Origin of the sequence: Alistipes ihumii AP11, assembly GCF_025144665.1 — a bacterium.
In the GTDB taxonomy this organism is placed as follows: Bacteria; Bacteroidota; Bacteroidia; order Bacteroidales; family Rikenellaceae; genus Alistipes_A; species Alistipes_A ihumii.
The window spans coordinates 1,892,289-1,905,098 of record NZ_CP102294.1; the positions used below are offsets into that span (position 1 = coordinate 1,892,289).

11 protein-coding genes are annotated in these 12,810 nt (G+C 53.0%); all 11 read right to left on the reverse strand.

Annotated features, from left to right (window positions below; genetic code table 11):
* Positions 1-234 precede the first annotated feature (234 nt).
* Positions 235-687 (reverse strand): WxcM-like domain-containing protein, encoded by a 453-nt coding sequence (locus NQ491_RS07675; protein ID WP_026089791.1) that lies wholly within the window; start codon positions 685-687, stop codon positions 235-237.
* Positions 680-1,882: a glycosyltransferase family 4 protein gene (locus NQ491_RS07680; RefSeq protein ID WP_019246768.1), complete on the reverse strand. Its 1,203-nt coding sequence runs from the start codon at positions 1,880-1,882 to the stop codon at positions 680-682. Before NQ491_RS07680 ends, NQ491_RS07675 begins: the two co-directional genes overlap by 8 nt.
* Positions 1,879-2,706, reverse strand: coding sequence for a dTDP-4-dehydrorhamnose reductase family protein (locus tag NQ491_RS07685; protein WP_019246767.1), 828 nt, complete (start codon positions 2,704-2,706; stop codon positions 1,879-1,881). The genes NQ491_RS07680 and NQ491_RS07685 overlap by 4 nt, the downstream gene beginning before the upstream one ends.
* 59 nt (positions 2,707-2,765) lie before the next feature.
* Positions 2,766-3,896 (reverse strand): non-hydrolyzing UDP-N-acetylglucosamine 2-epimerase, encoded by a 1,131-nt coding sequence (gene wecB / locus NQ491_RS07690; RefSeq protein ID WP_019246766.1) that lies wholly within the window; start codon positions 3,894-3,896, stop codon positions 2,766-2,768.
* 22 nt (positions 3,897-3,918) lie between these two features.
* The gene (locus NQ491_RS07695; RefSeq protein WP_019246765.1) at positions 3,919-4,992 is read right to left on the reverse strand and encodes a polysaccharide biosynthesis protein; all 1,074 of its coding nucleotides are present in this window, start codon (positions 4,990-4,992) and stop codon (positions 3,919-3,921) included.
* A 25-nt stretch (positions 4,993-5,017) separates the two neighbouring features.
* Complete coding sequence (locus tag NQ491_RS07700) at positions 5,018-5,995, reverse strand: glycosyltransferase family 2 protein (protein ID WP_019246764.1); 978 nt, start codon at positions 5,993-5,995, stop codon at positions 5,018-5,020.
* Between the two features lie 11 nt (positions 5,996-6,006).
* Positions 6,007-7,386, reverse strand: coding sequence for a hypothetical protein (locus tag NQ491_RS07705; RefSeq protein ID WP_019246763.1), 1,380 nt, complete (start codon positions 7,384-7,386; stop codon positions 6,007-6,009).
* Positions 7,383-8,732, reverse strand: coding sequence for a glycosyltransferase family protein (locus tag NQ491_RS07710; protein WP_157365682.1), 1,350 nt, complete (start codon positions 8,730-8,732; stop codon positions 7,383-7,385). Before NQ491_RS07710 ends, NQ491_RS07705 begins: the two co-directional genes overlap by 4 nt.
* 492 nt (positions 8,733-9,224) lie before the next feature.
* Complete coding sequence (gene wecB, locus NQ491_RS07715; RefSeq protein WP_019246761.1) at positions 9,225-10,394, reverse strand: non-hydrolyzing UDP-N-acetylglucosamine 2-epimerase; 1,170 nt, start codon at positions 10,392-10,394, stop codon at positions 9,225-9,227.
* Between the two features lie 112 nt (positions 10,395-10,506).
* Positions 10,507-11,706 carry a Coenzyme F420 hydrogenase/dehydrogenase, beta subunit C-terminal domain gene (locus NQ491_RS07720; RefSeq protein ID WP_019246760.1) on the reverse strand — a complete coding sequence of 400 codons (1,200 nt, stop codon included), beginning with the start codon at positions 11,704-11,706 and terminating at the stop codon, positions 10,507-10,509.
* A gap of 3 nt (positions 11,707-11,709) precedes the next feature.
* Positions 11,710-12,807, reverse strand: a complete 1,098-nt coding sequence (locus tag NQ491_RS07725) for a polysaccharide pyruvyl transferase family protein (RefSeq protein WP_019246759.1) — start codon at positions 12,805-12,807, stop codon at positions 11,710-11,712.
* Positions 12,808-12,810 lie beyond the last annotated feature (3 nt).

A 12,810-nucleotide genomic window follows, 5' to 3' on the forward strand; every position in this document is an offset into this window, starting at 1 on the left:
GAATATTGTTTTCTTTGTAAAAATCGTATTCCTTGATATGCGGATTCGTAGTAATTAGTGTTTCTTGTTATATTTTGACTGAACATCGCCCCATGAACGTTCAGTACCGCTCGGCTGCCTCCCGTAACAGAGACAAACTTTCATTCATTTCCGGATATGCACATAGTCCGCTAGCCAAGGTAGTGCTTGTGGTTTGTAGTCGGGTTCAAGCCAAATATATGTGGCTACATAATGTCAGTCGTGTTTTGCCGCTTCCCAGTCCATCCACATCCGGCTGTCGTATCTCCAACTGTCACCCAAGGCTCCCTGTAAAGTCTTGTTGGAGAATACCATTAAAATTGAATCCGGTTCCTCCGCCTTGATGCCGTTGGCATATCCTTCTGGAACACAGACCACCTTGCTTTCCGAAGCCGAGAGGCGGAACACCTCCGGCTTTAAATCAGGTGAGGGGTTCTCCCAATCGTCTATCTTTACCAAAGCCAAAGTGAAGGAGCCTTTTACCGCATAGAACCATTTCTTTTCCGTCTGGTGCGCGTGCCAGGCACGGACGATGAAAGTATCCCGCTGGTGGATGATGTAGAAACGCTTGACTTCACTCATGTCTAGACCGTTCACGTGAAAGATGGTTCCCCGGTGGTCGGTGGAGATGCCGCCGGGAACAAGCGTGATTCCTGTTGTCTTATTCATACCAAACATGACTGTTAATCATTGACACAATCCGCTTTCTATCGAAAAGGCTTGACAAGGAGATCACCGCTTCCGACATGCTTCCCCTTTCATCAGCCGACAAGGCAAGAAAGGAGGAAAAGCCTTTGGCGATGTCATCCACATCATCGGGGACGGCTCCAAGACCTACCCGGTATTGTTCCACCATTTTCCGCACCTCTCCGTTGAAGATAGCAAACATGGGTTTCCGGGTAGTCAGGTAGGCCTGGAATTTGGAGGGTATCATAATTTCATAGAGCGGCACGTTTTTCAACGAAATAATCAGGACATCGCTAGCCTCGTAATAGTCCGACATTTCCTCGATGGGCTTGCGTCCTGTGAAATTCACGTTCGGGATGCCCTCCCGCTCCACGAGAGACTTCAGTTCCGGCAGGTAGGAGCCGTCGCCTATGATGTTCAGCCACACGTCGGGATGGCCGGTTACGAACCGTCCGAACCCGCTCACCACGTTGTCGAGGTTCTGCACCTTGCCCACATTGCCCGCGAACGTGAAATTGAACTTTCCCGGAAGTTCCGCTTTTCCTTTGGGTGCGTATTCCATCAGAGACCAGTTGGGCGCAAAGTCTATCCGCTTGCCCGGTACATACTGGTGTATCCGCTCTGTGAACCCTTCGCAAGACACCAGAATAGAGTCGCAGTTTTTGTACACCCATTTCACGAACTTGTCCAAGCAGAAAAACAACAGCCTCGTCTTCCTGAAACCGTATGCATAGACCGTCTCCGGCCACAGGTCTTGTGTCCAGATGATTACCTTCGCCCCAAAGAGCTTTTTCATCAATATGCCAGCCGTAGCCAGTGTCAACGGCCCTGTTTGAAAGATGAACACCCTATCGAAGCGCCGCCCGATGGAAAGGACGATGCAGATGCTCCAAAATACGAAGGAAAGATAGTTCAGTATCTTTATGAGGACGCGCCTCTGATATCCTTGTAACACGGGGAAACGGTGAATTTTTATCGTGTTGAAGAAGGTGGTTTGGTAAATCCGGTTCTTGTATCCTTCGTACACCTTGCCGTAAGGGTAAGAGGGTGCACGGGTCAGCACCTCGAAATCGTATCCGTCTTTCTCCCATTGCCGGGCCAAATCGTTTATCAGGAAATCTTCCGGATAGAATACCTCGGTCAGCACCAGTGCTTTTTTCCTTTCTTTCCTTTTCATCGTTCCCAATACTGACGGTACATGTCCTTGTGTGCCTGCATCCAAGCATATAAGTCTTTCAGCATTTCTCGGTATCCCGGTACTTCATAGCCGAACCGTGCGGACTTGGCTATGGACTTGTCTACGTCGTTGGTATCCACCGACACGATTTCCACGTCCTTCCGCCCCCAGATATCCTTGAACAGGCACAGCAGATCGTACTTGCTGATTCCCGTTCCGTTGCTTAAGTGCACTAGCCCGGTGGTTCCCTCCTTGATGGCCACGCTTATGGCTTTAGCCAGTTCCAAGGTGGTAACCCCACCCCAGATAGCCGTTTTAAAACCGCTCACCGTACCATGCTGCGACATGAGCCAATGAAACAGCCCCTCGCCGTCCGCCTTCAGCTCCGGCCCGATGATAGAGGTGCGTATGGTTAGGTCTCTGCCGTTGACAATCTCTCCCAATGCTTTGCTTCTGCCGTACACATCGTCGGCATCCCTGAAATCGGTTTCCGAATAGTTCCCCTTTTTCCCGGAGAAAACGCAGTCCGTGCTGATGTGTATCAGCCTTGCGTCGTACCTGTCCGCCAGTTTCTCCAGCAGGTGGGGGAAATAAGCGTTCAGCAGTACGGCATTGTCGGGATGCTCCTTGGAGCCTCTCACCAGCACCCCGACACAGTTGATGAGAATATCCGGCTTGACCTGTCTCACCGCTTCCTCTACCGCGTTCCGGTCGGACACGTCCACTATCAGACTATCGCCCGTCAAGGGAGTGCGGTATACCACATTGGCCAAGTCGTATCCGCCCATCTCCCGGAGATAATAGTAGACCATGTGCCCGGCCATACCGGTGGCACCGAATAATAAGACTTTTTCCATAAGGTAATATATGAATGGGATTAATGTCAGACAGTTTTATGCCACACCGTACGGTTGACATAATCCGTATAAGAAAGGATGATACGGACTACCTTTTTGGACACGTTGTCCGCCGCATAGTCGGGGATGGGACGGATGACCTCCCGGTTCTCCTTGTACTGGGATGTCACCAGATCGATGGCATCCAATACCCGTTCTGCGTTCAGCCCGGACATGATTAACGTGCCCTCGTCCATTCCCTCCGGTCGTTCGTGAGCCTGACGGATGGTGATGGCGGGGAAGCGCAGGATGGAGGATTCTTCGGTGATGGTGCCGCTGTCTGAAATTACGCAGAAGGCGTTTTGTTGCAACTTGACATACTCCATGAATCCGAACGGTTTCATAAATTCAATCATAGGGTTAGAATTGGCGAAACCGATGTTCTCCAGTTTCTTACGGGTACGAGGGTGGGTAGAGACAATCACTTTTTTGCGGTACTTCTTCGCGATGGCATCCAGGGAAGCTAGCAGGTCGGAGAAGTTCTTTTCCGAGTCCACGTTCTCCTCCCGGTGGGTGCTCACGATGAAATACTCTCCTTTTTTTAGTCCTTCCTTATCCAGTACATCGTTCCGTTCGATCTCCTCCCTGTGGTACAGTAGTACCTCGGTCATGGGGGAACCTGTCTTGATAACGGTCTCTGGACGCACCCCCTCAGCCATCAGGTAGCGGCGGGCGTGTTCCGACAGAGGCATGTTGATGTCGCTCAGGTGATCCACAATCTTGCGATTTATCTCCTCCGGCACACGTTGGTCGAAACACCGGTTGCCCGCCTCCATGTGGAAGATGGGGATTTTCCGCCGCTTGGCCGCTATCACGGACATGCAGCTGTTCGTGTCACCGTACAGCAGCACGGCGTCCGGTTTTACCTCCTTCATGAGGACATCCGACTTGCGGATGATGTTCGCGATAGTTTCCGCCGCGTTACCGCCGGCCGCCTCAAGGAAATGATCCGGTTTGCGGATACGCAGTTCTTTGAAGAATATCCCGTTTAGTTCATAATCGAAGTTCTGGCCGGTATGCACAATGACGTGCTCTGTGTACCTGTCCAGTTCGGCCATCACCCGGCTCAGTTTTATAATCTCCGGGCGTGTGCCCACTATCGTCATTACCCTAAGCATGATTGTTTCCTTTCTTTAATCGTCATTCGCTCCTTATCTCGCGGGACTTCGCCCGTGTCTCCAGTCCCAAGTCCTCGCGGATAAAGCGCAGTTTCAGAAGAAGGTGCTTCATGCCCTCCACGTCCAGACGGATGGTGTTGTGACTGTGGTAGTCCTCTATACGCGTCACTTCCTTGTTGCCTTTCGTGAAGTATTTGTCGTAGTTCAGGTCGCGGGTGTCGCAGGGGATGCGGAAATACTGTCCCATGTCGATGGCACGCGCCATTTCCTCGCGGGTCACCAGCGTCTCGTATTGCTTCTCGCCGTGACGTGTGCCGATGATTTTCACCTCCGTGTCCATGTACTTGGGATTGATTTTCCCGTAAGTCTCCTTCAGGGCCTGCGCCAGTGTGGACAACGTAGCGGCCGGTGCTTTCTGCACGAAGAGGTCGCCGTTATGGGCATGAGTGAAGGCATACACCACGAGATCCACCGCGTCGTCCAGCGTCATCATGAAACGCGTCATGCATGGATCTGTAATGGTGATGGGCTTGCTCGCCGTCATCTGTTCTACCCACAGAGGAATGACCGAGCCACGGCTGGCCATCACGTTGCCATAGCGGGTGCAGCATACGGTCGTCTTTGCACCCTCGCCCAGCTCCCGACCTTTGGCAATAGCCACCTTTTCCATCAAGGCCTTGCTCATGCCCATCGCGTTAATAGGATAGGCAGCCTTGTCGGTGGAGAGCACCACGATGCTCTCCACGCCATGCTCAATGGCCGAGTTCAGTACGTTTTCAGTACCCACTATATTGGTGCGCACTGCCTCTACGGGAAAAAACTCGCACGAGGGTACCTGCTTCAGAGCCGCCGCGCTAAACACGTAGTCCACGTCTTTCATGGCCACGTCCACGGACGACTTATCGCGCACGTTGCCGATGTAGAACTTCACTTTCGGGTTCTGGAGCGCGTGGCGCATATCGTCCTGCTTCTTCTCGTCGCGACTGAAAATACGGATCTCACGGATGTCGCTGTCAAGGAAGCGACGAAGGACGGCATTGCCAAAAGAGCCGGTGCCGCCGGTGATCAATAATACCTTGTCTTTGAATACTGTCATATATTTTTCGCTAAATATTTGTTTCTTATTTATTTAAGATCCTGTATAAATAATATAGAGGGCGCATAAAGACACAGAACAGCACAAACGGCAGTTTTAATACTATTGCTTGTCGTGAAGAAACAGGCAGGGAAGCCAAACGACCTACGCATAACTGTCGATAATAACTGGCAGCTTCTTCTCTATTGCCCGAATAGTGTAATAGAAGCAATGCGGTATTCAACCTGCTAAAGTCTATCATGTATGCAAACTCTTTTGTATACTTGCGGCTTATTATACCCTGCTCCCAGTCGTCTACCAATTTATTCAAAATGGAGAGCAGACTTTCTATCTTTTGAGAATTGCTTCTTGAGACAGTAATGGAGTTCTTACGTATCTTATACAGGTAGGTTCTCTCTCTTATCCATGCCACTTTATCCGTGTGCAGGCACAAGTTGTACGACCATAGAATGTCTTCGAATATCAATCCTTCTTGAAAAGAAAGTGCATGACTTGTCAAAAAATTCTTTAAATATAATTTGTTCCCAGCACTGACGTTCCACTTCTTTTTCAGGAAAGAGGAAAGCAGGTCATCCGAAATACAATCGTCCGAAATATCCTTGATATGAATGGATTTCGAACCGATTAATTTCATATTGGCTATTGTGAAATCAGCAGATGACTGAGTAATGACCATATAATGCCGCTCAATGCAGTCAGGCGTAAGCTCATCGTCGCTGTCCATGAAAAATACGTAACGGCCTGCAGCAGCAGTTATGCCCGTGTTTCGGGCGGCAGAGAGGCCTCTGTTCCTATCGTGACTCACAATGCGGACATCTTGCCTGCGGGGGTGTCCGTCGACAATGCTACAGGCTATTTCCATGCTGTGATCCGTGCCGCAATCGTCCACCAGAATGTACTCTATGCTGCCAAAAGTCTGTCCAAGAGCCGACAGCAGCGACTCCCGGATGTAGTTTTCCACGTTATACACCGGGATGATGAGGGATACTTGATACTCGTTCATAAATGAATATATTAAGTTGTGGGAGACAGCTTGAACCGAATCCTGTATTTCTTGAAATGCTTTATCGTCCAGAAAAGGAAGGTAAGAATCAGTAAGGGATATAGCCCCTGTACGTAGCCGGCCAGCAGATCGCCTCGGATGAAACTGAATGACATTTGGAAGAACAGAAGACTGAACAACAGAGCTAACGGGGTGGCGCAAGTCAGCAGGTGATAATACATCTTGGCGCAGAAACCGGAATAGATGCCAAACAGTAGTGCATAGAATACCACTCCGAACAGCCCTCCGTTGGCCCAGCCTTCGCCCGCAAGCCCGGCTGCCCAGCCCACCGCTCCGTGATAGACGAGGTTTTCGGGGTGGTTTAGATTCGTGCCTCCCATCTTTACTTCATTGAAGACATAGCCGAAAGATACTTTCTTCTGTGGCATCAGCACACGTGGGATGGGGGCCAATACCAGCGTCTCCAACGTGTAGAATGGAGAAAGAAAATCGACTCGGTTGCCGAACTCTGTGTAACAGCGTTGTACGTCCTCTAACAACATTTCTCCCTCGCCCTGCGAGTAGGAGTCGGAGGCATCGCCCATGTTCAATTCAGAAACAGCGGAGTACACATCTTCTATCTCGTCGAAGTCGATGTTTCTGATGACGGTGAGTGTCAGAATCAGGAAGACCGAGATGCAGCCTATAGCCACATACTCCCTGACCTTGCCCCGTATGGACATCCCTTTCTGGAAGGTGAACGAAAAGAAGTCTGCCATAACTAGCATCATGAACGGAGCCACGGCAGCACCCCGGCTGCCTTTTGGCACAGCTATCAACACCAGCAGCAGTACCGTGAGGCCGAACAGCGCAGAGCGGTGGTGAAGCTTGTTCAAATAGAAACGGAACACGAAGACAAAGACCACCAGTGCCTTGAACAGGAAGCCTTGTATGGTGTGCAGGATGGTAGGAAAGTCATCGGCAGTGGGCTTGGCGTAGAAGCGTATCAGGGCACTCTCCAGCGAACCGTAGAGCAGGGTGTTGAGCCAAAGATCGAACGCACAATAGAACACCGTAACCCAAAAGTAGGTTGCTACGGCACGGGGTGACACGAATATGCGGTCGTCTGTCAGCACACAGCGTGACAGACCACTATAGAAGCGTTCTATCCGCCCGGCCCGCAGCCGCTTGCCGAAAGCATAGCCCATGAGGAATACACAGAGGGAAATCAATAGCAGAATATCCACATCAAGCATGAGGTCTAACCGTTCATAGAAACTGAAGAATTGAAAGTGACGCAGTAGAATCATGCACAGGGGCATGGTGACTAGCGCGTACAGCCTGAACTTGCAACGAAATACGAGGGCAGCGAACAGCAGGATACAGACCGCCCCGCTCAGGGTGATGTTCATCGTTCGACAGGCCTTTCTTCCAGCACCTCGTTAATTAGCCTCTTGATATCCACCGAGTTGTAGTAGGCCTTTGCACAGGCTGAGTAACGGTCGTAATGGTCGTATATGTGCTCTATAGTGTGGCGGATCGCCGCAGGGGACATGGGCGATGGCACCACCTCGCCGCAGCCATACTGCATGAAAAGGTAGTAGAGGCCGGGGATGTCATTGGAGATCATAGGCACACCGTATCGAGCATATTCGAATATCTTGTTCGGGGCACAGTAGAGGGGGTTGATGACAGCGGCGAGGCTCGATGGGTCGGGGAAATAAGAAAGTACGCCGATGGAAGCCAGTCGCGTGACCTGCAAATGATGGGGAGGGCGGATGAAAGGGACGAAGAGCACGCGCTCCGAAGCGTAGCGACTGCGCAGATCGTCGTAGTAGTCCGACCCGCGTCCCATGGCCACCAGCACATATTCAGGTGGCATGGAGCGGACGGCCTCGCAAAACTCTTCGAGTCTCCGCTCGCGGCTGAGGAACACGCCTTGATAGAGTATAACGCGCTTGCCAGCCAGACGGGGCAGCAGGTCGTCCAACGTCTGCTGCACGTCTGTCGGCAGAGGGGTGTCATCGTCTGTGTCGGGCACATAGAGTTTGTTGGGCAGCACGGCGGGCAGACGGTCGAGGGCGAACACGCCGCGTGTCAGCTGGGCGCGGTTGTACTCGCAACACACCACCCGGTGGGCCTTGCGCACGGCACGGGCAAGGTTGAGCGAGGGACTGAGCAGGCGGTACTTCCAGTCAGCCACGGGGCGGGTGAACTCCAGCGGATGGAAGATGACGCAGTGGCGGTCTGTCAGGTGGTGGAGCAGGCAGAGTGTCTCGCTATGGAACAGCCACACGCGGCTCTGTGATCCGGCACCCGACATGCGCAGATACTTATATACTTGACGGCGGAAACGCAGCTTCTCCGCCAACTTACGCCACAGGGGGGCACGATCTGAGAGTCGGACGACAGGGCAAAACGTCACACCTGTCGCTTCGAGCCGACGGCGCCCCTCGTCGTCGGCATAGTTGCCTATGAACACCACCGGACGACCCGCCTCTGCGCAGACGTGAAGGATGGAGAGCACCGGCGGATAATACACTAAGTCGTCCTTTAGGACGAGGTAAAGAGTTTCTAGCATATTTCTGGGAAAATATTTTAACTTATTATAAAAATGGACTGCCTTGTCACAGAAAGGCTGTGCAAAAATCCGATAGCAATGGGCCGTTGTGTCTTGATGTGACAATTTATGTGCATGGACGCGCTTTATTTTCAATACGAAGGCTGCAGCTACCGTGAGCGTCAGAGCCAGTGCCAACTCCATTTCAGCTCAGGGAGCAGTGACATCAGGGAGAAGGAACCAAGCAGGAAGAATACTCGCGCTCCAACATTTCGCATATGGTTCCAATCGTTGCTCCGTGCCTGCAAAATGTGACAGTGACGATGGTGCACATGGACAGAACTTTCGTCAGTAAGATAAGACGGCTTGGCGATGGTGATTGAGAGAGTAAATTAAACTGTGTCAAACGAAAAAGTTCAATTTACTCTTTCCACCAATAGGGTCGAAGGCTATCTCGTCAAATCCGTAGAATCACGAAAAATAAAAATATTGCTTTTTGCTGACTGGGGACAAACCGCTCAACAACTCGCAATCCGATTCAGTGACCGTTTTTCTATTATGTAGATATGACAGAGATCGAAAAAAACGGCATCATATTTACGGGATGATTTTGGGATCATTCAAAATCCCGAAATCGTCCCGAATACGAACCTTGACACAGTTTGCTTTATGCTTCTGGTGATGTGAAAGTCATACCTGTACCTCCTTTTCCAAAAAGTCTGCTATGCGGCAGCAGGCAAGCCCGTCTCCATAGGGGTTCACGGCGTGGCTCATGGCCTCGTAGCGGGCGGGTTCGTTCAGCAGAGCAGAGACTTCGGTGACAATCTTGCCATAGTCCGTGCCCACTAATCGCACGGTACCCGCATCCAACGCTTCGGGACGCTCGGTGGTGTCGCGCATCACCAGCACGGGTTTGCCCAATCCGGGAGCCTCTTCCTGAATGCCACCACTGTCGGTCAATACAATGGTAGATTTTTCCATCAGATATACAAATGAGAGGTATTCTAGTGGCTCGATGAAAAACATGTTGCCCAAATTGGAAAGGCTCTCGCCAAACACTTCATGGATAGGTTTGCGCACATTAGGATTCAAGTGCATGGGGTAGACGAAATCCACCGCTGGGTGACGCTCTGCCAACGTCCGTATGGCGCGGCAGATGGAGAGGAAACCCTCGCCGAAGTTCTCGCGGCGGTGTCCGGTGATGAGCACTAATCTGCGCCCTCCGACAAGGCGGGCCACATCATAACCGGCTTGAGACAGGATGTCCTCCAGCTCTGCATCCAATGCCTTGTCGCCCTTGATTTTATCCTCCACCATGTAAAGGGCATCTATCACCGTGTTACCTGTCACCGTTATCCGCTCCGGCCTGACGTTTTCGGCCAGTAAGTTCCGCCTGCTCAATGGCGTGGGGGCGAAGTGATAGGTGGCAATGCGCCCAGTGAGCTGGCGGTTCATCTCTTCCGGCCAAGGGCTGTAGATGTCGTGCGTGCGCAGCCCCGCCTCCACGTGACCCACCGGAATTTGCCGGTAGAACGCGGCGAGGGCGGCAGCCGTAGAGGAGGAGGTGTCGCCATGCACCAACACCACGTTGGGGCGCACTTCTTCCAGTACGTCGCGCATTCCTGTGAGGATACGGGCGGTCACGTCGTACAAATCCTGCCCCTGCCGCATGATGTCGAGGTCGTAATCGGGCCGGATGTCAAACAGGCGGAGCACTTGGTCCAGCATCTGGCGGTGCTGCCCCGTAATGCAAATGACGGTTTCAAACTTGTCGGGGCGTCTTCGGAACTCCTTTACTAAAGGTGCCATCTTAATGGCTTCAGGTCGTGTGCCGAAGGCTAGCAGTATTTTTCTTTTCATTTTTGTATGATAGGATTGGTTTTCTTGCAGTCTCGGGGCTAACTTCCCCACCGAGGGCAGAAAGTCTAATCTATGACTACAAATTTCTGTGTATATAATGTATGAATCTTTTTTACCTTCCCTGTCTCCGTTTCACCCACTTGAGCAACGCCCCCAGCTTGGTTTGTGCAAGGAATACCCGCAGCCTTGTCAGATAGTAGTGGGGTGGGCGGAACTCCTTCCGAGCCACGCTTCTGTATCCCCGGCGGTGTATCATGTCATAGCAGTGGGGGCGGATGGCGGGCATCCGGGTAGGGCGCAGCAGATTGCCGTTCTCGGCGACAGCGTGCTCCACGCACGAGGGGCAGCTATGCAGGGTATTTTCCACCTCCTGCCACACGGCAGCTCCTTGCGGGCTGTTCAGCAACACGAGCGACACGCCCTTGTCCGTATCCATGTTCGGAAAGTACCTCTTCACTCCCCAATAGTCGGCCAGCGTGATGTCGCCCTGACGGGGGATCCGTGCGAACGGGCAGTGATAGCAACTGTATCGGTAGCCGAACGCCCGCATGAACTGGTAGAAGTAGGGGCTGAGGTCGTAACTGTACAAGCGGCGCACACCGCTCTTGTGCCGGGTTTGCGAGACGTAATTGTACGTCTCGCAAATCCCCCACCCTCCCATATCTCGGAATGAGTAGGAGGTTATTTCTCCCTGCTCTTTCTGCCTCAGATAGTCCAGATGCCAGTCGAACAGCTGCTGCGAGGGGGTACCATGGCACACCAAATCGGAGGTCACCAGCGTAGCGTACTCCTGCTGCAGGAAGGCTCTCAGACCTGCCACTTGGCAACCCGTGCCCGTGAAGTAGACCCAGCGGCCTGCCTTTAGGTGGGCGCGTATCTCTCGGAAAGTGCCGCGCAGGTCGCTTTGCAGGTATTTGGAACCGCGCAGCGGACGGAGTTCCTCTAAGGTCTCCGCCCCCGTGTGGCGCAGCCGGAAAAGTTCGTCGAAGGCCGCCCCGTACACGATGCCTCCCTGCCCGATAACCCAACGGCTGACAGCGTAGAACAGTCCGCCGCTGGAGCTCTGCACCTGCTGGTTTTCGTCTTTCACGTAGGAGGCGTACACCTGCGGCGCGGGGGTATTGGCGTAAGTCGGACGGTCGAAGGGGCACACCCTTTCGCACAGCCCGCACTCTATGCAGGCCGCCTTGTCTATCTCGGGGTAGAGGAAGCCTTCCTCGTCGGATCGCATGGTGATGCACCGCTTGGGGCAGGCGGCGAAGCAAGCTGTGCATCCGCAGCATTCTGCTTTATCAAGTGTCTTGAAGTACATGGATCAGTCGTTTAATGCCTGTTCCAGAAAGGTGTGTGCCTTCCGGCGTTCCGTCTCCAGTACGGCGTTCACCGGGGCGTAGTCTATGGCCACGTCCGCCTTGCTGTCCGATATGATCTCATCGGCACCCAGCAGGCGGCCTTCCAGACCGCACAGTTCCAGCAGACTGGCAATGCGCGTGCCGAACCCGGAGGGCAGGTAAACGGAGAATTGCCTGTTCAGGTTGACGGAAAAGGCCGTGCCGTGAAACGAGTTGGTCACCACGTAGTCGGCGTGGCCCATCAGAGAGAGGAAGTCGCCAGGACTGGAGAAGTAGAACGTCCGGTCGGCCAAACGGTCGGGCAACAGATGCCAAGAGAAGGAAACCACCTTCAGCCGTCTCCTTTCAGAAATACGCCGTATAGTACGGTATATCAATGTCTTATTGTGTACATTATAGGGCAGATAGACAAGGAGGTAAGGCTCCTTCACGAGGCGGGCGGACATGTACCGCAGCCAGTCGTCCGAAGTGAGCATGAAGGTGGGATCGAGTAGGTGCGCCGCCTCGTAGCCCATGCCTTCTATCAACCGCTTGGCACTTGTCTCGCGCACGGAGATAGCCTTATAGCTGCCCAACATCCGCTTCACCTCCGCGTATTCGTCCGCCTCTAGTCTCTCCCGCCCGATAGAGGCAGCGTAGGCTATCTTCCGTGTGCCGTCGGGGAAGCCGTCGAAATAGTAATGCCTGTCCAACCCCTCGTTGTGCAGGCTGTTCCATACTTGGTCGGAGCCGGTGACGTAGACATCTGCCTTGGGGCAGACGGCGGCGAAGTCGTCCTCTGCGTGGATGGGCCGGGAGAAGGTGACGTGGCGCGACAGGAACGAGTGGTAGATGTACCGATTGGCCGCCTCCACAAAGAGCAGCAGGGGCAGCTTGAGGACGGACGTGGCAGATCGCAGGCCACGCCGGAAGAACCGCTTCCAAGTGTAGCGGGCGGGGATGTAATCCACCACCCGCGTCTTGCAGCCGTGCCTCTTCAGCATCTCCACTGTCGCTATGGTTTGTAGGTTGGAACCGAAGTTAGCGCCGAAGTGGATGGTGAGAAGGGATACTTTCTTCATCTG

Excerpts from the sequence above, each read along its gene's own strand:
- NQ491_RS07675 (WP_026089791.1), bottom strand. The coding sequence starts at position 687 with ATGAATAAGACAACAGGAATCACGCTTGTTCCCGGCGGCATCTCCACC.
- NQ491_RS07680 (WP_019246768.1), bottom strand. The coding sequence starts at position 1,882 with ATGAAAAGGAAAGAAAGGAAAAAAGCACTGGTGCTGACCGAGGTATTC.
- NQ491_RS07685 (WP_019246767.1), bottom strand. The coding sequence starts at position 2,706 with ATGGCCGGGCACATGGTCTACTATTATCTCCGGGAGATGGGCGGATAC.
- wecB (WP_019246766.1), bottom strand. The coding sequence starts at position 3,896 with ATGCTTAGGGTAATGACGATAGTGGGCACACGCCCGGAGATTATAAAA.
- NQ491_RS07695 (WP_019246765.1), bottom strand. The coding sequence starts at position 4,992 with ATGACAGTATTCAAAGACAAGGTATTATTGATCACCGGCGGCACCGGC.
- NQ491_RS07700 (WP_019246764.1), bottom strand. The coding sequence starts at position 5,995 with ATGAACGAGTATCAAGTATCCCTCATCATCCCGGTGTATAACGTGGAA.
- NQ491_RS07705 (WP_019246763.1), bottom strand. The coding sequence starts at position 7,386 with ATGAACATCACCCTGAGCGGGGCGGTCTGTATCCTGCTGTTCGCTGCC.
- wecB (WP_019246761.1), bottom strand. The coding sequence starts at position 10,394 with ATGAAAAGAAAAATACTGCTAGCCTTCGGCACACGACCTGAAGCCATT.
- NQ491_RS07720 (WP_019246760.1), bottom strand. The coding sequence starts at position 11,706 with ATGTACTTCAAGACACTTGATAAAGCAGAATGCTGCGGATGCACAGCT.
- NQ491_RS07725 (WP_019246759.1), bottom strand. The coding sequence starts at position 12,807 with ATGAAGAAAGTATCCCTTCTCACCATCCACTTCGGCGCTAACTTCGGT.